20 protein-coding genes are annotated in these 20,815 nt (G+C 38.4%); 10 read left to right on the forward strand and 10 right to left on the reverse strand.

Annotated elements, in window-relative coordinates; all coding sequences use genetic code 11:
* Window positions 1-261 precede the first annotated feature (261 nt).
* Window positions 262-444: a hypothetical protein gene (locus tag ND812_RS13690; RefSeq protein WP_265375983.1), complete on the forward strand. Its 183-nt coding sequence runs from the start codon at window positions 262-264 to the stop codon at window positions 442-444.
* A 597-nt stretch (window positions 445-1,041) separates the two neighbouring features.
* Window positions 1,042-1,686 (forward strand): hypothetical protein, encoded by a 645-nt coding sequence (locus ND812_RS13695; protein WP_265375984.1) that lies wholly within the window; start codon window positions 1,042-1,044, stop codon window positions 1,684-1,686.
* Between the two features lie 435 nt (window positions 1,687-2,121).
* Here the strand turns inward: ND812_RS13695 and ND812_RS13700 are convergent, their stop codons facing one another.
* The 4 genes from ND812_RS13700 to ND812_RS13715 all read right to left on the reverse strand — a co-directional run bounded on the left by ND812_RS13700 (window position 2,122) and on the right by ND812_RS13715 (window position 6,303).
* Window positions 2,122-3,261 carry an ATP-binding protein gene (locus ND812_RS13700; RefSeq protein ID WP_265375985.1) on the reverse strand — a complete coding sequence of 380 codons (1,140 nt, stop codon included), beginning with the start codon at window positions 3,259-3,261 and terminating at the stop codon, window positions 2,122-2,124.
* Window positions 3,262-3,641: 380 nt separating this feature from the next.
* The gene (locus ND812_RS13705) at window positions 3,642-4,133 is read right to left on the reverse strand and encodes a hypothetical protein (protein WP_265375986.1); all 492 of its coding nucleotides are present in this window, start codon (window positions 4,131-4,133) and stop codon (window positions 3,642-3,644) included.
* Window positions 4,134-4,416: 283 nt separating this feature from the next.
* Window positions 4,417-4,938: a HEAT repeat domain-containing protein gene (locus ND812_RS13710; protein WP_265375987.1), complete on the reverse strand. Its 522-nt coding sequence runs from the start codon at window positions 4,936-4,938 to the stop codon at window positions 4,417-4,419.
* On the reverse strand, window positions 4,939-6,303 hold the full coding sequence (locus ND812_RS13715) for a M43 family zinc metalloprotease (protein WP_265375988.1): 1,365 nt from the start codon (window positions 6,301-6,303) through the stop codon (window positions 4,939-4,941).
* A 107-nt stretch (window positions 6,304-6,410) separates the two neighbouring features.
* Here ND812_RS13715 and ND812_RS13720 point away from each other — a divergent pair, with 107 nt between their 5' ends.
* The 4 genes from ND812_RS13720 (at window position 6,411) to ND812_RS13735 (ending at window position 10,684) form a co-directional block, all read left to right on the forward strand.
* Window positions 6,411-6,638, forward strand: a complete 228-nt coding sequence (locus ND812_RS13720) for a DUF167 domain-containing protein (protein ID WP_265375989.1) — start codon at window positions 6,411-6,413, stop codon at window positions 6,636-6,638.
* A 110-nt stretch (window positions 6,639-6,748) separates the two neighbouring features.
* Window positions 6,749-7,462, forward strand: coding sequence for an ABC transporter ATP-binding protein (locus tag ND812_RS13725; RefSeq protein ID WP_265359724.1), 714 nt, complete (start codon window positions 6,749-6,751; stop codon window positions 7,460-7,462).
* Window positions 7,459-9,807, forward strand: a complete 2,349-nt coding sequence (locus tag ND812_RS13730) for an ABC transporter permease (protein ID WP_265375990.1) — start codon at window positions 7,459-7,461, stop codon at window positions 9,805-9,807. Before ND812_RS13725 ends, ND812_RS13730 begins: the two co-directional genes overlap by 4 nt.
* A 10-nt stretch (window positions 9,808-9,817) precedes the next feature.
* A complete protein-coding gene (locus tag ND812_RS13735; protein ID WP_265375991.1) occupies window positions 9,818-10,684 on the forward strand; it encodes an efflux RND transporter periplasmic adaptor subunit in 867 nt (288 codons plus the stop codon).
* A 3-nt stretch (window positions 10,685-10,687) separates the two neighbouring features.
* Here ND812_RS13735 and ND812_RS13740 read toward each other — a convergent pair whose 3' ends face one another.
* Both ND812_RS13740 and ND812_RS13745 read right to left on the reverse strand, forming a co-directional pair.
* Window positions 10,688-12,466 (reverse strand): PAS domain-containing sensor histidine kinase, encoded by a 1,779-nt coding sequence (locus ND812_RS13740; RefSeq protein WP_265375992.1) that lies wholly within the window; start codon window positions 12,464-12,466, stop codon window positions 10,688-10,690.
* 147 nt (window positions 12,467-12,613) lie between these two features.
* Complete coding sequence (locus ND812_RS13745) at window positions 12,614-13,168, reverse strand: TetR/AcrR family transcriptional regulator (protein WP_265375993.1); 555 nt, start codon at window positions 13,166-13,168, stop codon at window positions 12,614-12,616.
* Between the two features lie 28 nt (window positions 13,169-13,196).
* Between ND812_RS13745 and ND812_RS13750 the strand changes: the two genes are divergently transcribed.
* The 4 genes from ND812_RS13750 to ND812_RS13765 all read left to right on the forward strand — a co-directional run bounded on the left by ND812_RS13750 (window position 13,197) and on the right by ND812_RS13765 (window position 15,452).
* Window positions 13,197-13,733 (forward strand): dihydrofolate reductase family protein, encoded by a 537-nt coding sequence (locus ND812_RS13750; protein ID WP_265375994.1) that lies wholly within the window; start codon window positions 13,197-13,199, stop codon window positions 13,731-13,733.
* Between the two features lie 131 nt (window positions 13,734-13,864).
* Window positions 13,865-14,170 carry a type II toxin-antitoxin system Phd/YefM family antitoxin gene (locus ND812_RS13755; protein WP_265375995.1) on the forward strand — a complete coding sequence of 102 codons (306 nt, stop codon included), beginning with the start codon at window positions 13,865-13,867 and terminating at the stop codon, window positions 14,168-14,170.
* Window positions 14,171-14,175: 5 nt separating this feature from the next.
* Window positions 14,176-14,613: a PIN domain-containing protein gene (locus tag ND812_RS13760; RefSeq protein ID WP_265375996.1), complete on the forward strand. Its 438-nt coding sequence runs from the start codon at window positions 14,176-14,178 to the stop codon at window positions 14,611-14,613.
* 53 nt (window positions 14,614-14,666) lie between these two features.
* Window positions 14,667-15,452: a TrmH family RNA methyltransferase gene (locus ND812_RS13765; protein ID WP_265375997.1), complete on the forward strand. Its 786-nt coding sequence runs from the start codon at window positions 14,667-14,669 to the stop codon at window positions 15,450-15,452.
* A gap of 3 nt (window positions 15,453-15,455) precedes the next feature.
* Here the strand turns inward: ND812_RS13765 and ND812_RS13770 are convergent, their stop codons facing one another.
* Genes ND812_RS13770 through ND812_RS13785 form a run of 4 tightly spaced genes read right to left on the reverse strand, consistent with a single transcriptional unit; the run spans window position 15,456 to window position 20,703 of the window.
* Window positions 15,456-16,502: a serine/threonine protein kinase gene (locus tag ND812_RS13770; protein ID WP_265375998.1), complete on the reverse strand. Its 1,047-nt coding sequence runs from the start codon at window positions 16,500-16,502 to the stop codon at window positions 15,456-15,458.
* An 18-nt stretch (window positions 16,503-16,520) separates the two neighbouring features.
* Complete coding sequence (gene dgcR, locus ND812_RS13775; protein ID WP_265375999.1) at window positions 16,521-17,417, reverse strand: diguanylate cyclase DgcR; 897 nt, start codon at window positions 17,415-17,417, stop codon at window positions 16,521-16,523.
* 11 nt (window positions 17,418-17,428) lie between these two features.
* Window positions 17,429-19,225, reverse strand: a complete 1,797-nt coding sequence (locus tag ND812_RS13780; protein WP_265376000.1) for a hypothetical protein — start codon at window positions 19,223-19,225, stop codon at window positions 17,429-17,431.
* The gene (locus tag ND812_RS13785; RefSeq protein ID WP_407658556.1) at window positions 19,222-20,703 is read right to left on the reverse strand and encodes a hypothetical protein; all 1,482 of its coding nucleotides are present in this window, start codon (window positions 20,701-20,703) and stop codon (window positions 19,222-19,224) included. Before ND812_RS13785 ends, ND812_RS13780 begins: the two co-directional genes overlap by 4 nt.
* Window positions 20,704-20,815: the final 112 nt, after the last annotated feature.

Genomic DNA, 20,815 nt, shown 5'->3' on the forward strand with positions numbered 1-20,815 from the left:
TTCTCCGATATCCGAAAACTTTGTAAAATCAGGGTAAATCAATTAAGGAGAATCGAATTGCAAAATCAATTAGCTACCAAACAAGAAAGTTACCTGGCCACGGATCAAATTCAAAGAACTATGCTGTATATCGTAAAAGCAATACATAGTAGCGTAAATAATGTCCGGAAGAAATACCCCGAACTATCATCCGAAAAACAGACTGCCTTGGAATTCATCAAAAAAGGATACAGTTACCGTGAGACAGCTCTAAGAATTAGAATGAATCATACGATCATAACGCAATGGTCAAAGAATGATCCAAAATTCAAACAGGCTCTTGAAAAAGTTAAAACGGATATTCAAGAATCCATTCGAATGAAAACGATTCTACCTCAGTTAAGTTATGAAGAGAATACCTCCACTTCCCAAATGAATGAGGAATTAGAGGACCCAAGTCTTTAGATTGACTCTCTCTTTTTAGATTTCCTGATACTCTTTCAGGTAATCGTATATGGTTGCAGCAATTGCAGCACATAATTCGCGTTTGTGTAAGTGGGGGTTTCTCCGAGTATATAGTCGGAAGAACCCAGGAAATAAAAAAATCCAACCATACAATTCCATCACTTAATGCATCAAATGCAGCAGAGTGTGGCTAAATCACATAAGTATATTATAATAATTACGTTTATCAAAATTTTAAGACCTCGTTTTTTGAACTTCACAATTTGAATTTCATGAATTTTTTTTCGTACAGCGAAAATGAAAAAATTTACAAAAATCTGCGATATCGGTTCTCCGATATCCGATTATTCGCTAGGATAAAGTCAAGGTTATCACTTGGCGTCCAAACGACCTCCTTTTGAAAACCCCAGAAAGTGCGATGACACAAAGTCCTTGTGATCTGTTGTCGGGCTTTCGAAGTTTTGAAGAAGGAGAAAAAAGTATATGGCCAAGCCATGCTCAGACGATACAACTAAACAAAGGTTAAAGAATAATAACCTGAATAGAATCTGTGAAGCGATAGGGAAAAAGCTTCAACTAGAATACAGCAAAGTATCGATGAACATTAAAGATGTGAAAAGAGTCACGAATAGAACAATCTGGAATTGCCTAAGAGAATACAATAAGAAGAACCAAGAGGTTTATAGTAAACGTGGATACACTGGTTATTTATTCATTCCGAAAGGACATATCAGAAACTTTAAACGGAAATTAAAGGAAAATCTAGCAAATACATTGTTCAATCTGCCAAAGCTAAACGGTCATAAAAGAAAGGCAAATAAACTATGGTTCGATAAGTTAAAAGAGGATGGAGTAAAATACTTTGAATATTGCGGAAGAGAAGAATCACCAGAGCATGGTAAAGAACTAGATAAACTGGATTGGGATTTATCCTCCTTTGGATTTGTATCAGAACCAAATCACGATTTGAGTAAACGCATCATCAAAAGGATTTATCGAAGATTCCCAGAAACAGAGACCAATTCTGAGTTATTCCACCGAGTCATTTGTATGTTGCACTGGATCCACAAACGAGGGTATTTGCAAGAATACTTAAGATTATTCATTCCACCCTTGGAAACAAATTCTTATCCAAGGAATCTCAACTCAAAGAAGAAAAGATCCCATCATTACCAAACAAAAGGACCCAACCTAAATGAGATTCCAATTGCAAAAAAAAATTCTCATGATAAAGTCGCTTAAAACCAATGCAGCACCCAAAGAAATTCAATCCCAATGAAGTGATCCTCTGCGATGTATTTGGAATAAAAATTCGACAGGAAACGAGGGTGTATTGTCGAAATTTGTAATTATAAATGTATCGTTTTTTATAGCTAGATGGTGTAAACGCTGTACGAATCATTTAAGACGAATCAAAGCAAATATGATAAGCAATCTAGCTTTTAATATGTATGGTAGAAATCAAAATGGATAAATTCTATTTTATACCTTATATGAAGAAGAAAGTATGGCAATATGCAATTCAACGTTGAATTTAAATATCCTGATAAAAAAGCTGTCCCACTTAATGAAATGACTTTAGAAAAGAATTAATGGAAGGCTATTTTGGGATAAATACGGTTTTCTATCCTCATCCTTAATAGTTGGTAATATAAATAAATCCCTGACCCTACTACTTCATACCAAACCCAGTTCTTTACAGAATTTTGTAAAAGGGATAACTCTTCCGTTTGCATTAGAACCAAAATCGTTCTTTCCTAAGTGGACTTGGTAAAACTCAGGAATCTTTGTTCTAGCTTTAAAATACTCAATGTGGCGACTCAAAGCCTTGTCACCTGTTTTGCATTCAACTGCCAAGATGGGAGCTTTATTTTTAAGAACGACAAAATCAATTTCTCTTCCATCAGTATCACGTAGGTATCTCACTTCCATTGGATAGCCTTGCGTGTCTGTAATGAAATGACAATACTTTAGCAAATGACTTGCGACAAGATTCTCAAATCGAAATCCTCTTTCTTCTACTTGCGACCAATCCCACATATATAATTTTTTTAGTTTTTTGACGGCCCTGATCTTAGGAGTTCCATAGGGAAGGATCGTGAAACAATAGTATAATGAATTGAGAGCTTCCACCCATCTTTCTACTGTAGGTTGAGAAACAGACAAATCTTCTCCCACACTTTTCAAGGAAAGTGGCGATCCAACTCTCGCTGGCAAAATTTCCGCAAGTAACAAAAGGGAAGAGATATCCTTTATAGTTTCTAAATCGCGAATGTCCTCAGAGGCAACTTTCACCATCCGGTCATTCTGCCAGATCCGATGTTCGTTTTCATTCTGCGCAAATAATGGCTCAGGAAATCCGCCAAACTTTAAAAGAAGCTCCAAGTCAGATTGATTTGGATTTTTACTCATCTCCGAAACGGAAAAAGGATGCAATCGAAAATAGCGATACCTTCCAAGAAGAGAATCTCCACCTTTTCGAAATGTATCCAGTCGTGCCGAACCTGTAACAATAAACCGATTGTCCTCAAAGTGTTTATCATATAAACCTTTGATGAGATTTCGCCATTTACTATATTTGTGGATCTCATCCAAAACGATCGTTTTGCTTTGACTTAGCGGAAGTTGATCTTTTAAAATCAGAGCTTTGTCACTGTTTCTGTCCCAATTCAAATAACCTGGATTTTTAACGGATGGTGGTTTCAGGTATTGCAAGGCAAGAGTTGTTTTACCAACTTGCCTGGGACCGCCAATAAACAACATTTTTCGGTTTAAAACGTCTTCTAAATACGGGTGCAGATACCTGAGTTTTTTCATCCTGACTTTAAACTACTCATGAGTGTTTTAAAGTCAATATTAAACTACTCATTTTTACTGTTTCCTACCCCTTTACACCTTCCATCGAATAGGGATTCAAAAACTGTCGTTTCCAAAGTAGATTCCTGTCCACCTGACTTAACTTGGCGATGTAGTTCCTTATAGGGCAACACCGTAAGGTTCGTCTGATGCAAATCACTTCCCATTTGATGAAAAACTTTCAATCTCAGAAAGGATTACTTCTCATATATGGAAAGTTCCCCCAGGAGAGCAAACTCGAGGGGGAATCCCGTCTATTTGGATTTTCACTTAAGACACTAAAAGTGCAACATGTATAGGAAAAGGAATCTTACTCAATATTTAGATTCCTCAATCTCAATTTATTGAATTACGACATTCACACCTTGTGCATTCACACCAAGCAGAAATAGAACGTAGGATCCACCAGTGCTGAAAGAAATTTCATAACTTAAAGAGCCTCCAGATGAATTGTTTGTCTTAGTATAGTTTCCACTTGGGGCATTATCTGAAGTACTAACAGGACAATCACTTTTCAAAAATACACTGCTCTGTGCTGAACCTGAGTAATTTATACCAGAAAAGACTACCTTTTGACCAGCACTTACTGTAGCTTTTACTGCAACTGTAGTGGTAGTAACTAGGCTTCCTATCGAAGTTGCGGAAGTGGAGGCTGTATATAGATTATATTGGACTGTTGCTCCGCTTACAGTATAGGGACATTTTGGAGTAGAATTTGCATTTGCAAGTAAAGCTAACACAGCTACAGATGACGAATCATCACTTTTCTTTTCGGAACAACCCAAAAAGAGGATTAAACAACTAACAACTAAAATATTTGAAATTTTATTCATTCAAAGCTTCCCATTTTTCACCACATACTTTCCGTTAGCTCATTTTCGTCAATTCTTTTGTTAGTCGATAAATCAAGAATTCTCATGATAAAGTCGCTTAAAACCAATGCAGCACCCAAAGAAATTCAATCTCTCTGAAGTGATCCTCTATGCTGTATTTGGAATCAAAATTCGACAATTTCGACAAATTCGACAGGAAACGAGGGTGTATTGTCGAATTTTAGAGATAGATTTTCCTCCCTAATTGATATTAGGTGCTGGAAATGCTGTACGCAAAACAGTATCAGTTTCGATTCATTTGTTTTAACTTGTTTAGATCAATTTGATTCGGTTTCGAATTCAGATTTGTCTTCTTCGTATTCTTTACAATTGTTCCTAACTCTTTGTCGGATTCAAACTTCTTGATGAATTGAGTTTGTCTGTTTGGATCAATTTTTGAAAACCTTGAATAGGTGTGGATGGCAAGTTTTCGAAGATGTGAGTTTTCGCGACTGTCTTCAATTGTTTTTTCAAGAGCACCTTGGCTTGTAGGGTTTTGGTACAATTCCATTAAACGAATCGCTCTTGCACGGATGAAAACATAGTTATCTTTGGATTGGGCAATTTGAATCAAATATGGCAAAGGAAGGTCTGTTACTTTTCTGATTCTTTCTTTGTAAACCTCACCTTCTTCTTGGTGGTGGGAGTTCGAAAGAATCTCTTTGATCTTTTGGTATGTTTGGAGATCTAAATCCTCAGCACTGATTGGAAACATAACAAAGATGCAGAGACTTAAAATGATGAAAGGGAATCGAACTTGTTTCATTTAATATACCAAAGGATTCAATCTAAGAATCCATCCTTGTTCCGCTGTAATCTCTCCTTGCGTGAAACCAACTGCTCCAGACCAAAACATCATATTTCGCCCGCCTGAATTAGTTCCACTTCCCCCCAAACATTCATTTAAATCGATAATACCATTGAAATTGATATCGTTTGAAATACTGCATGTAGGTGTGTCTCGGAGTGGATCTCTATCAGCGATGGAGCCACTATCTCCATAGGCTTCTGTTACATGCCAAAGCCCTAAGAAGTGTCCTGCTTCATGAGATAAGGTTTCACCTAGCAATACTTGTTCATCGTAAGTCAAGAGTTCTCCAGGATTGGAATACAATCGATGTGCATCGACAAAAACAACAATCCCTGATTGTTTGGTTCCTAGAAGTGTCGCAGGCCCAGGAATTCCACCTGACACACCAAGTACGCCACCATACTGGATTTCCTCTCTGACGATAAAAACATTGAGAGCATTCTGTTTGCCCACATAACTTGTTGTTTGAAACAATCCACCTAGACTCCCTGGAAATCCAGTCTCGGTTCCAAGATCAACAATCAAATCATAACCAGGTAACTGTGCTGACATCACGGACACATTGAGTTTGATTCTGACGGAAGACTTTGCATAATTTTCTTTCCATCGATTCAAGGCAACTTCAATAGCTTGTTCTGTTTGGATTGGGTATGCTGCTCCATTCACAAAGATTAGATTTACATTCAATTTTTTTTCTGAGTTCCAGAATTGATTTAAACCACTCATAGAACTGAGAGCGGTTGAAGTTTGAAAATTGGATTCATCACTTTCCAATTTACGACAGGAATTCACGAAGGTGACCTTCGCATCTGCAGGATTTTCGAAATTAAAATCAACTCCCAATGGTTGAGAAATGTCTACTGTATTGGAAATGGAAACGGCAGGACTTGTCGCATACGAAGTATCCTTTGCATAAGGTAACATCGAAGTATGGGTATTATAACCGATATAAGTTGCTACGTCTTTATTGAGAAAGCCATTACTAGGATTATTTCGATCCAAATACCATAAAGGGAATACTCCCCCTGGAATTGAATCAGCATTCTCTAATATGACTTGGACCATGGGACGTACTTTGTTCAAAGTAACTGGATAAATTGAGGTATATTGGAATAGATCTCCATTGGGAGACCAAGCACCAATGGGAATGGGTTGTATCGAGTCTGTAGTCGTACACGGGCCATTACTGGAATTGAGTAAGGAGTTTATGAGAAGGACCGACAATACACTATCTGGGATGCCTGAGTCGGCTTTCTTTTTGACACAATCAGAGAGAAAAAGAAGGATAGGTAAAAGAATTAAGATTTTGTACTTTCGCATTTATCATTCAACAATTCAAATCGTTGGATTTTTCTTAAATATTCAATTCTTTTAATCTGAAAAGAATTTTTTGCCATATATCGGCTGTTCCACGCATTAGATTCAATATGAAAATTTCAGTGAAAGTGAAAGCAAACCAAAAGACTCAAAGCCTGGAATTTCAATCCGAGAAGGAATGCATTGCAAAATTAAAATCCTTGCCGATCAAAGGCAAAGCCAATCAGGAATTAGTTGGTCTTCTAGCGAAACATTTTGGAGTCACAAAAAAGAATATCGAAATCATTTCCGGCCATGTTTCCAACATAAAAATCGTGGAAATCTCTAATTTGGATTGATAAGTATCAATCACCTACTCCTATCACGTTTCGTTTTTTCTGTTCACAGGATTGTGATAAAGGTGTAATCTGTACAAATTGACAATCCACTCGATTTCTGGAAATATAAGATGAAACACCCTTCAGCACTTCTCCAAACCAAGAACCTCGGAAAAACATACCAAGTTGGTGAAGTCCCTCTCGTTGCCCTTCATTCCGTCAATGTTGATTTTTTTGAAGGGGAACTTGTTGTCATGTTAGGGGCATCGGGGTCTGGCAAATCTACCCTTCTCAATATTTTAGGTGGTTTGGATACAGCCACTACAGGCGAAGTTTTATTCCATGGAAACACATTAGCACTCGAGTCAGATGAAGGACTCACTCTCTACAGAAGGAACCATGTTGGGTTTGTGTTTCAGTTCTATAATTTAATCCCAAGTTTGACAGCAGAAGAAAACGTAAGACTCGTTACGGACCTTTCAGAGAATTCCATGACACCACTCGAAGCTCTGACTCTCGTAAAATTAGCAGAGAGAAAAGACCACTTCCCGGCCCAACTTTCAGGTGGCGAACAACAACGTGTGGCCATCGCACGAGCCATTGCCAAAAGACCTGAACTTTTGTTATGTGATGAACCAACAGGAGCATTGGATTTTAAAACAGGTAGAATTGTACTAGAAGCAATCACTGGGATCAACAAAGACCTAGGTACCACAACGGTTGTGATCACCCATAATGAATCAATCGCTCAAATTGCAGACCGCATCATTCTTGTGAAAGACGGAACAATCGTCTCTGATGCAAAGAATCATCACAAAAAATCAGTGTCAGAGGTGAGTTGGTGATCGGCTCCACTCTCAATTTAAAACTGTTACGAGATCTCAAAACGATCTCCTTACAAGGTTTAACCGTTGGACTCGTCATCGCTGCAGGTCTCAGTTATTTCTCCGCTTCCTGGTCCTCCTACTTTTCATTATTACAAGCAAAGGAACAATTTTACAGCAAACAAAGTTTATGTGATGGGTTTGTGTATTTGAACCGAGCTCCTAATTTTTTGGAACGGAAAATTGCAGACCTTCCTGGGATTACCAGTTTCGAAACAAGGATATCAAAAGAGATAGTTTTAGACTTCCCAACTGAAGTGTATCCATCAGCCGCACAACTCTTGTCAGTCACAGACCACATCAATACTATCTATCTAACCAAAGGATCATTACCAAAACAAAACCAAGAAGTGGTGATCAGCGAAAGTTTTGCCAAAGCAAATGATTTAGAACCGGGAGCAGAATTATCTACGATCATTGGAGGAAAACGTGTACTTCTTACGGTCACAGGGATTGGACTCTCTCCAGAATTTGTCTATGTCTTTCGACCAGGGAACCCTCTCCCCGATGACAAACACTATGGAATCTTCTGGATGAAACGCGAGGCAATTGAAGCCAATTTTAATTTTGAATCCTCCTTCAATCAGGTGGTATTCCAACTCACAAAAGATCCTTTGGATCGAAAAAAAACATTACACGACTTAGATTTAATCCTCGAGGAATACGGTGGCCTTGGTGCCAAAGAACGAAAGTTTATCCCTTCGGAATCCTTTCTAAACGATGAATTTAGACAACTGAGGACAACGGCAGTATTCCTACCTGGGATCTTCCTTGCAATCGCGGCCTTTTTATTACACATCATCTCGAACCGTCTCATCACAAAAGAAAGAGAACAAATCGCAACCTTACGCGCATTAGGATACACTGCCTTACAAATTGTTTTCCATTATTTAAAACTCATTTCGTTCATCACAGCGATTAGTAGTTTACTTGGAATTTTCATTGGCTATCTGCTTGGGACTGCGATGACAAACCTATATGGAGAATTTTATAAATTCCCACATCTCGTTCCTGTATTCCCTCCTCTTCTCATGTTATTTAGTTTTTTCTTTGGGATTTTGATTGGAGGGATCGGTACTCTTTTTTCCTTATATAGCATCATCAAACTAGACCCTGCACAAGCCATGCGCCCTGCTGCACCCGGGAAATATTCCATCGCATTTTGGGAATCATGGATCACCAATATGCAAACCATCCAAAGGATGGTACTCCGAAACTTATTCAAACGACCTATGCGGACACTCTTAACCATCCTTGGATTATCAACCTCCATTATGATCATGATCATTGGAAACTTCATCCAAGATACAGTTGGCTCTCTTTTGGATTTGCAATTTAACACCATCCAGCGGGAAACATTGACCTTAACATTTCGGAATCCCATCTCAGAATCAGTTTTATTCGAACTCAAAGAGATGGATGGAGTATTCCTCGCAGAAGGACAAAGATCCATTCCAATCAAGATGACAAAGGATAGGAAGAGTAAAGACATTGTGCTCACAGGTCTACCCGACAATTCCGAATTAAGAAAAATCCTCGGACAGGATTTAAAACCCTTACAAATTCCAATTTCTGGAATCATGGTAAACCAAGATTTAGCAAAACGTATGGACATCCATATGGGTGAAACAATTCAAATCGAAACTCTCGATGGTGAAAAAAAGAAATTTGCTGTCCAAGTCACTTCCTTTGCCAATGAAATTTTGGGACAAGGTGTATTCATAAGCAAAGAGAATCTAAATCGAATCTTAGAGGAAGGGAATCTCATCAACACAGCTTTGTTAAAAACAGATCCAAACAAAGACATTGCGTTAATCAAAGAATTTAAAGACGATCCATTAGTGATTGGTCTATTTTCCAAAACAGCCATCCTCAAAGGTTTCCAGGAAGTGATGCAGAGATCGTTACAATCTACTTCCGTCATCATCCTCATTTTTACTGTCATCATATCCATTGGAGTGATCTACAATACAGCCATGATCACTCTTTCCGAAAGGATCTATGAATTAGGGAGTTTGCGGATTTTAGGATTCACCTTAAAAGAGGTATTTGCCATCATTGCTTGGGAATTATCATGGCAAATTCTATGTGCCATTCCCATTGGATGTATCTTTGGATACCAATTGGCAAATGTGATTTTAAATAGCAATGAAACAGAAGGGTTCCATATTCCTGCAACGATATACCCTTCTACGTACTATTATTCAATCCTACTTGCAGTATTCACAGCGGGCATTAGCTATTTGATTGTATTTAGAAAATTAAAAACCATGGATTTATTAAGTGTTTTAAAGGTAAGGGAATAAAATGATGCAAATGGATTTCGTAGAAATTTTAAAATCTAAGAACGCAAAAATTGGAATTGGAGTTTTATTATTCTTAGGTTTCTCTTTTTTACTCTTACGTAAAAATCCCAAACCAGTTGAAATATCCGAAGTCACCAAAGGAACCTACCAACAAATCCTTTCCGTCCAAGGGAAATCAAAGATCAAAGAATTGTACACTGTGTATTCTCCAGTCAATGGGGTGATGCGAAGGGTCGAACTCCATGCGGGTGACCAAGTGAAGAAAGGTATGACCTTACTCACTGTTGATTGGGACATTGTCAAAACAGTGAAGGCAAGTGCCAATGGCCAAATTCTTAAAGTATACCGAGAAAGTGCAGGCCCCATTGCGATGGAAGAAAAAATCTTAGACTATGGTGATCTTTCCAAACTGGAAATCATCGCCTATGTTTTAACCGAAGATATGCCAGAGCTGACACTTGGTGACCCTGTGAAACTTTCTGGATTTGGGGATCAAATCTTAAAAGGGAAAATCGCAAACATAGAACCCGCAGCCATTACCAAGATCTCTTCGCTTGGAGTGGAAGAACAAAGAGTTCCTATCTCGATCGCCTTTGATCCACCAAATGGAATGGGAGATGGTTATGAATTAGAATGTAAGATCATTCTCTTTGAAAAACCAAACTCGATTCTCATACCAAGTTCTGCACTCTTTCGCCAAGATGACAAATGGGCAGTGTATACGGTTGAGAAGAAAAAAGCAACATTACGCTTTGTGACTGTCGAACACCAAAGTGAAGGGATTAGTCTCATCAAGGAAGGATTGAAAGAAGGAGAATCTATTATTTTGTATCCAGGTGATGGGATCGCAAATGGAACCAAAGTGATCGCTGAATAAAGCTTATTTGCCTTTGGGCAGAGTGAAGTAAAATTTAGATCCCTTCCCCACTTCACTCTCCACAAAGATTTTCCCGTGATTTTTTTCGATAAATTCCTTACATAAGATCAAACCAAGAGTTGTGCCTCGTTCCCCTAAGGTTCCTGGCATACTCTTTTGTTTTGCATCGATTTGAAAGAACGTACTTCGAATTTCATCTGAAATTCCTGTTCCAAAATCTTCTACTTGGATGGATACATTGCCATCAATTGGTTTCGCTGAAACGATCACCTGTCCACCGACATGAGAATACTTAATCGCATTGGAAACTAAGTTTCTTAAAATCGTTTCCAACATATTCTCATCTGCAAAAACAACAGTGTCATTCTCAACTAAGTTCTGAATGCGAATCCCTTTATTTTCTGTCATAAACGTAAAGTATGAGATAACAGTATCCACTGAAGTTTTCACAGATACATTCTCAGGTAAAAATGAAATCTCATTGGTTTGAGACCTAGCCCAAGTTAATAAATTTTCAAGTAACGCATACACTTCGCCCGAAGATTGGTATAAAATATTCAGATCATTTCGCATCCGTTTCGGAGACCTAGTCTCCATATCTTCCATTAACATACCAATAAACGTGTTCATGCCACCAATAGGTCCCTTTAGGTCATGAGATATGATGGAGAAAAATTTATCTTTTGTTTGGTTTAGTAATTGGAGTTCCTTAAAATAACGATTCATCTCCGCTTGTGATTTTTTCCTTCCATCAATATCACGAGAGACACCGAGTAATTCTATTTCCGAGTTTTGGTTCTTTTGAAACACAGTATTGGCTTCAATCCAGATCGTAGATCCATCTTTTCGCACTTGTTCCAATTCATATGCATACGGGATTTTCATACCGGAATACCGAAAATCTTCCATACGGGGGAGGAGCAGTTCCTTCAATTGCAGATAAGAATCATGTGTGAATGTATTCGATAAGTGGTGATCCGATGCTTCCTGAATGGTATACCCAGTCACTTGAGTAATGGAAGGACTCACATAGGTAAACTTTTCTAAATCAAAATTCCAAACCCAAATGATGTCGGTAGAGTTTTCGGCGAGTGATTTATATTTCTCTTCATCTTGGATTTGGCCTTTGATAAAAATATCAATGCATAACAATAAAAAGCCGAATGTCATTAGCACAGAAATAATATAAAAAAATAAATAAGTAACGTCTTGGATCGGACCTTTCCCAAAAGCAATTTGAGTGACAGAGACTTCTGTAAATGCATAAACGAGCGATCGACCTAACAGAAATAAACCACTGAAGAGAAAAAAATAAAACAGAAAGTTTCCTGTTAGCTGTTGTTTTCTATTTTCTACAAAGATCGTTTTTGCTGTGAGAAGGAAATAGACACTCGGAAATATGGAAAGAATCGAGATTCGGTATTGTTGTGGGAAGGTTGAAAACTGGTAGAGGGCTATCGTGACAAAGAACACCACTGCAAAAAAAACACTTACTTTCCAATTTGATTTTTTCCCAAATAAATTCACAATGATCGCATGGTAAGATACAATTGATAAGAAGATGAAAGTATTTCCAAAACTAATGGAGATCCAATCAGGGATTTGACCGCGAAGAGCCCCCATCACAATCCATCCAAGACCTTGCAACAAAGTCGCAAGGGACCATGCCTTCACCATCCTGAGTTTTTTAAAATAATAACCTGATGCAAACCAGAGTCCAAGAGACATCATAAGACATCCGACAATATTGATGAATACAACTGTTCTTGGATCTAAGTTCATGGAGGTTGGAAAGATAACGAGTATTTGTATAGAAAAATGACAAGATGCGAAACGCAACTCATTTTAAATCCCTATCAGAGATTGTGATTCAATTGAGAATGATTCCAATCTAGTAGTTCCACTAGAAAAGGTTGGAACAAATTCAGTTTAGGTCAAACGAGTGTTATAAAACAAACGATTTAAGAGGATTGTGAGTGATTCTCTAAATGGATCTGTTTGGTTTGGTTTCATTCTAACCTTCGATCCTTTACGCGGCTTGTTGGAAACGGAGAGTGCGTTCCCATGAATGAAATCAATTAAAATGTCACGAGTGAGTTCTGGATTCTCGTATGGACTTGAGGCTTGGATCAAATTCAATATCAAATCATTTAACAATTTCACTGCAGGATATTCCTCGTTTGGACTTTGGATCAGATACAAAGACAAATCTATGTATTGGATAAAAAACGATCTATATTCGATAAGAACTGTTTCCAGTTTTTCCTTCTCTTTCGCTCTTCCTTCCTCCAATTGTAATCCCTCATAAAAATTGCGAAAGACCACATCCACAAGTTCCGCCAGAAGTTGGTCTTTATTTTTGAAGTAATAGTAAATTGTCATCGGATCGATTGATAATTTTTCTGCGAGTTTTCGCATACTGAAGGATTTTAACCCTTCTTTTTTTAGCAAACGTAAGGCCTGATTTGTGATTTTTTCTTTCATTTTCTCGTAATTTCTACAGTGTAGAAATATGATATCATTGAAAGCATATATTGCAAGTAGCCTAGACGGATTTATTGCAAAAAAAGATGGCTCTGTCGACTGGCTTCACGCGGAAAAATACCAACTAGAAAACGAAGACTTCGGATATGAGAAGTTTATGGAATCCATCGATTGTATCGTGATGGGTCGAATTACGTTTGAAACTGTTTTACAGTTCGAACCTTATCCATTCGAAAACGTACCTGTCATCGTGGTATCAAACAATCCGAACTACCAAATCGAATCGAAACATCAGATTACGATCTTCACACGCCCGTTACGAGAACTGATTCCATTCCTCGAATCGAACCAGTACCAAAATGTCTATGTAGACGGTGGGAAACTCATTCAGTCGTTTCTGAAAGAATCCCTATTAGATGAAATTACAATCACTCAAATTCCCATACTACTTGGAAGTGGGATCCCGCTCTTTGGTGGAACTGACAAAGAGATTGATCTTAAACATAGAAAAACACAAACCTTTCCCAATGGATTTGTCCAAACTGAATTTGAGATTGTAAAATAAGGAATGTTATGCGCAAGGACGGTCAAGTGAACGTTAAATATTAAAATTCCTAATTTAAGACGACAAAGAAAGACAATTTCTACAGGAAAATCAATTGACAAAAGTGGTCACATTGGTCACAATTTTATATTATGATATCGGTCGGAATTCGCGAATTAAAATCTCACCTTAGCCAGTATATCGAATTAGTTAAAAATGGCGAAAATGTGCTCATTACAGAGCACAACAGAGTGGTTGCAGAACTCAAATATCCCGAAAAAGAAAACTCCGACAATAATGTACAAAAAATTCTGAATCAACTTGCAAGCGAAGGAAAATTAATTCCTGCTAAACGAAAATCTACACAAATCAGTAAAATTCAAAAACAAAACCTAACTCATAAAAAACAAGGAGATTGGTGGGCCTTATACCAAGACTCAAAAGAAGATCAGTTTTAATTTAGATGATCTACTATATTGAAACTAGCATTATACTCTCTATCATTCTAGGGGATCATTTTAACGATAAGGCAGTAAAAATTTGGAATGCTCCTAGCGAAAAAGTGAGTTCTATCCTTACCCTAATAGAAGCGACTATTGTTTTAAGAAGATTCTTTAAAAATAACAAAAAGAACCTTTCTGCGCAATGGCTTTCGAAGCATGAAAAAATACTAAAAGAATTACTTTCTGAATGTTCCTTAATGAAAATTGACGAGAGTATTCAATCAATCATTGAATTAAAGAAGGAAATTGCAGATTGTAGGTCTTTAGATGGTATCCATGTTGCAACTGCAATTTTTTTAAAAGATGTTATGCATTCATCAAACTTTGCATTTCATAGTTTTGATACTAGAGTCAATGAAGTAGCGGCAAAATTCGGATTAAGACCAGACGTCGCATAACATCGCGTGGAAGCTGTATTTCGGAAAGTACATAAAAGATCAAAACTCTACTCATGCAAAAAATCCTAACCCCACTTGACGAAAGACTTGGCGATTATTCGCTTCTGAAATCGAAGGAATCCCCTTCTGATACATTCGTTGCGGATCATGAAAAAACGGCGGTTAGATTACTTTTATCAGAGTTTGAAATCCAATCGGTTTTTTGTACAGAGAAATATTGGCAGAAACACAAAGACCTCATCACATCCAAATTACAAGATGATGAGAAGTGTTTTGTTGCCGATAAATCCATCTTTGAAGAAACCATTGGTTTCCATGTGCACCAAGGGTTTATGGCGGTTGGAAAACAAAGATGGGCAAAGGAAGAAGACCTAACGTTTCCCATCCTCATCCTCAATGCAATCGTTGATAGTGAAAATATAGGCTCAATTCTACGCAGTGCAGCAGCCTTTGGCATCCAATCGGTTCTATTCGATACCAAGTCAGCCTCACCGTATCTCAGGCGTTCTGTCAGAGTCTCGATGGGTGCGATCTTCCAATTGCATGTAGCCAAATCGACAAGCCTACCCAAGTCGATTCAGCGTTTGAAGGAAAGAACCGCAAATGTAATCGCGCTCGCTCTTCCGAAAGAAAATTCTGATCATCTATTAAAAACAAAAACCATCCAAGAGATTGGAAAACAAGAGAACTTAGTTCTCATCATTGGGAATGAAGCGAACGGGATTGAAGAAAGTGTACTAGATGCATCGGATGTGATTGGTTACATCCCAATGAAAAACAAAATCGATTCATTGAACGTATCCCATGCCTTGGCTGTGGCTCTTTCACACCTTCTTTAATTCTTAGTTATCCCAATCCCAAAAAAAATCTTTATTCGTCATCTCTGGTTCAGTGTTTTCTTTCGGTGATGTGGGAGAAGGATTGGCATCATCTAAATCACGATTTGCATTTTCTAAATCTAATGTTTCTTTTAACCAATATTCTTCTGTTCCGAAATGAGGGAAAAGAGATGGAAACGATGGGTCTTCCCAACGTTTTCCAATCCATGCTGCATAGTGGATGAATCGAATGATTCGTAATGGCTCAATTAATTTGAGCCAATTTTCATCATAGTCTGCAAACATACAATAGCCTGCAAAAAAATCAAAGAACTCATGTTTACGATCTGCTTCCCCAAACGGAAGTAACATCCAAAAATCTTGAACAATGGGTCCATGTAAAAAATCATCAAAATCTAAAATGCTAAATCCATCGGGAGAGATTAATAAATTTCCTTTGTGACAATCACCATGGATCCTTTGGGAAGGGATTTGGTATTCGTTTGTCAGCGATTCAAAGATGGCAAAGGCACTGCGTGCATTCTTTTCATACCGTTCGGCCAATGCAGAATTCGTTATGAATTTTTTATCTAATATATATTGCAGAGCAGTAAGACCATAACTTGGAATATCAAGAGAAGGTCTACTTTTGATCTGACTTCGTTTCCCAACGGAATGGATCCTTCCAAGTAAGGCCCCTACTCGTTCCAAATCATTCGATTGGATTTCTTCTACGATCCTTCCATTGCGTAAAGGCCAAATGGCAAAGTAAATTCCTTCCCATTCAAAGAGTGTTTTTCCTTCGATAGCGATTGGTGCAAGAACTGGGATTTCTTCTCCCGCTAACTCTTGTAAAAAAGCATGTTCTTCTAAGATTTGTTTTTGGCTCCATTTCCCAGGTCGATAGAATTTAACAACAATCCTTCCAGCTTTCAGAGTTTCGATATCATACACACGATTCTCAACACTGTTTAAAACAAAATACCTTCCGGTTGTTTCATAACCAAGGGATTCGATCGCGTTTAAGATTGTATCGGGAGTTAATTGGTAAAAAGAATGATGGAGGTTCAAGTGGATAATCTGATAGTATTAGCTAACGATTTGATTACGTCCAGAAGACTTTGCTTCGTATAAATTTTTATCAGCGATTTTAAGCAATTCCTGATTCGAATTAAAATCGGATAAGTTTCCACCAGCAACACCACCACTAAACGTAAAATGGAAAATTTGATCTGAATCAGACTTCATCTCAATTTTGGAAACATTCTCTCTCACACGGTCTAAAATTCTTGCCGCATCGGCAATGCTTGTCTCTGGGAAAAGGATGACAAACTCTTCCCCTCCAAACCGAGAAATGATATCTGATTTTCTAAAACTTGTTTTTAATGCATGAGCTAATTGTTTGATCACTTGGTCTCCAATCTCATGCCCATACGTGTCATTGATCGACTTAAATTTATCGAGATCAATCATTGCCAAAGATAATAAGCTATTATGCCTTTTACATCGTTGGAATTCTTGTTCGATTCGTTCTTCCATATAACGTCGATTATATAGATTGGTCATGACGTCTCGAATCGCAGTTTCACGCAATTGGTCATGTAATGACTTGATTCGCAAAGCACTAAAAATTCTTGCTAGTAGTTCAATTTCTTTGGCAGGTTTACTGATGTAATCAGTTGCCCCTGCCTCTATCGCTAATTTAAAATATTCGGGTTCTGTATGGCCTGTTACCATAATGATAGGAAGCCAACCGACGGGAGATGTCGAGAGGATATCCGAAATTAATTCAATGCCATTCCCATCTGGTAGTTCCCAATCGAGTAAGACTACATCGATTGGTTCATTGAGGATCTTTTCCCGTGCAACGGAAATGGAATCAGCTTCAATCGCGGTGTAACCATTTTTGGTAATCCACCGACTGATAACCTTCCGTTGCAGTTCAGAATCTTCAATGATTAGAATTTTTCTGAGTTCTTTCGGCATTCACCTATCGTTTACTTTTTCTTTTTTTTACCTAGTATTTTTTCTACTTCACCAGGTTCCATTGGTACTTTTACAATCGTCCCACCTTCTTTTCTCACTTGGTCTAAATCAACAACTGCACCTGATAACAATCTTGCTGCTTTTTTAGAATTATCCTTAACACCATACACAACCCATTTACCACCTTCAAGGGATAACACTAAATACGTACAATCGGCTGCTGCTAAAATCGAATGCGCAGAGATTTGTGCCATGAACTCATAACTGAGTACGATACCTGTTCCCACAGCGACACCTGAAGGCACACCAATCGCTTTGCCTACTTGGTAGACTCCATAAAACGTACCCACTCCAAATGAAGCAGCAGAGCCCACTACACCCACTGTGGCGGACGTAGCTTTGGTGGAAGCATAGGTGACGACCTCAGTGGTGCCAGAAGCCCCGGCAACAGCTCCTCCTGCGACTGTTCCCGTCACAGCAAGCCCTCCTCCTAAGACAGTTTGGCCTGCCGTCACACCCACATAACTCATGGGAGCAAGGATGTACTTTCCAGACGACTCAGTGACAAAGGCAGCAGACTTCACGGAGTAGGCAGATGACTTTCTAGACATAGCGGATGTGACTTTAGCGCCCTTATCTAACGACTGGACAGACTCATGTACCACAACTTCTGTACTATTGATGATGGAACCAAGAACGAGTTCAATGCTAGGTGCTGTCAAATACACAACACCTTTCCCTGTTAATGTAATTGTCTCTACTAACCCATACATGGTTGTTCCAGCTGCATTCGTACCCAAGGCAACAGGATAGATGAGTCCATTCCAAGTCACATACCCAACTGATAATAAAGCAAACTTACTAATGGGTTTAATGATACTGTCATACAAAATTGCTTTTGTCGCTCTGGAAAAAGATTTTAATAAAGCAGTAGGTATCCCTTCATCTTTGTCTGCAATGGCTTCAATTTCTCCCTTGGCTTTCCCTAACTCTTCTTTTGTATCTTTTCCATATTGAAAAATGGTTTCTTTCCAACTTCCAAATATACTTTCAGAAACGGCAGACCGAATCTCATTGATTTCAGAAGTTCGACTCAAGAATCCACCTTTACGAAAGTCTTCATAGGATTCATTCCAAGAATTTTTTAATGCTTCATCTAAATCGATGTAACCATACACAGTGGATTCAAAATCTTTTTGGAAATTCTCTTGGTACTTTTGGAATCTTTTTTTGGCAGATGGAGATGTATCCTTTGGCATCTCTCGGTTGAGTTGCATCTCCGCCCATTCATCCCACTCTTTGCGAATCTCCGCTGATTTTGCAATCACTGCTTCGTGGCTTTGTTTCCCTCGATCAAACGATGATCCAATGATGCCATAAGATTCTGCAACAGACGCATACATGATAAAGAGTCCAGGTTTCGTTGCGTTTTCACTTAAGTACTTCTGAACTTGTTCTCCCTTGTCATTAATATTGCCTGCTGTTTTCCAACTCATCTTTGTTCCGTTTTTGACAACCACAACCGATTCGGATGCTTTAATCATGGATTTGGAAAATTGTTCGGCAGCAAAATCATAACGTCTTCCAAGAACCGTAATCGATGCTTCTTCCATAGGAGGGATAAACTTAATGCTTGTACCTTTCACAGGCAATGCGCCTTGGTAATACAAAGAGCTATGGCCTTCGATCACAAGTTTTTTGGTATTCTTTAATGGATCTTCTGCTTTCTTATCAGAGCTTGCACAATACGAAATGGAAAGACCTAATATGAGTCCAAGGATTGGTTTCTTAATTTGATTGAATTTCATTTCGCTTGCGCCTCTAATTTTTTGGAACGTTTCAATTGTTCTGACATCTCAGCATCTAATACTTTTTTGATGAGCTTAGGATCATCTGTTAGGATTTTCACTTTCCCTTTCTTTTTGGCTTCTTCTAAGTTGATCACAGTACCAGTCGGGATATCCTCTTCGTCCAAATAATTTCCTTTTACAACAGCAATCACAACCCTTGGCCCATCATACATGATGAGAATTGGTCCATCCACTGCTGTGAGTAAAATTTGAGGAGGTAAGACGGTGAGTGCTGTGTAACCTAACACGATGCCGGAACTCATTGTATACATCCCTGCTTCTGCTACACCGGTTGTGAGATCGTATGTGAGCCCAGTGGCATATGCTGTTGATTCATAACCCACTCCACCTGTCGCACCAATGGCACCACCAGCCGAAGTTGCCGCAACAGAAGTCACTTGGTTAAAGAGTGCAATCGATGTTCCTGAAGTGTAAGTGGGGACAGTTGCTGAAGCAGAAAGAATCCCGATCGAACTAAACATCCCTGCTTCGAGAGTTGGAGAAAAAACGCGGTAACCAGCTTTTGTTCCATAATAAAAAACAAGCCCAGTCGAAACGAGAGCATTCGAAGAAAAATTCATCCCTTGTGAAAGGGGAACATAGACTCCATTGACGAGTAAAAGTTCACCTGTATTCACAGTTGTTTTGGTGATCGGTGATACAACTACTTCCTTCAAGGCAACGGTATAACCTTGGAAGATATCAATGAGTGCAAGGAGTGCATTGTCTCTCTCACCTGATTCTTCATAATTGCGAGTGAATTCGTCTGAAGCTTTTTTAAAGGAATCACCCCATGAGTTCATTACATTCTTCGAATTGTTTTTCAGAGTGGATGTAAACAATTGATTGAGTTGGCCTGATTTTTGATTGCGAGCATCCGCATACCGACTCAGTTCTTTATCTAAAAGATCAATGTCCGATTTGACTCTTGGAACTAAATACACATAACCTAATACAAAGCGACTGCCTGCTTCACTAAAACTGGATTTGGAGAGTTTCCACTCTTCTTTCGAAAGTTGGACGCCAGCATCATAAATATCTTCTGTCCTTCTTGTTCCTTCCGAATAACCGTCTTTTGTCCAATTTTTCACGGCATTCATCGTGTTCCCAAGTTTGCCCGGGAAATCTTCACTTCGTTTTTTTAATTTCACAAGCACCATCGCCTTAGCAACGTTTGCACTCATAAGATTTTCTTTGGAAAGATCGATTGCCTTTTTCCCAGAAGGGATCACAGCCCATCCTTGCTCATACAGATTTTTTCTGGATCCGATGGAATTGGAGGTTAAGGGAGCAATTTTTTTAAACGTTTGGGGTTTGTTGGAAGTGAGGACAGATGTACCAAATACTTTCTCTGATTTTTCTTCACTCAAACAACTCACAAAATTTACGACAAAAAGCAAAAGAACGAAACAATACAATTTCAAATGGGACTTCATAAGTTGGGAGAACGTTATACAAGGAATTGAATCATGCAACTGAAAAATATATTCCTTTTGCTTAATCCATGTTTAGTGAAAGTATTTTACTACATACAAGAATTTGAATGAC

It is taken from the genome of Leptospira limi, from assembly GCF_026151395.1.
Taxonomy (GTDB): Bacteria; Spirochaetota; Leptospiria; order Leptospirales; family Leptospiraceae; genus Leptospira_A; species Leptospira_A limi.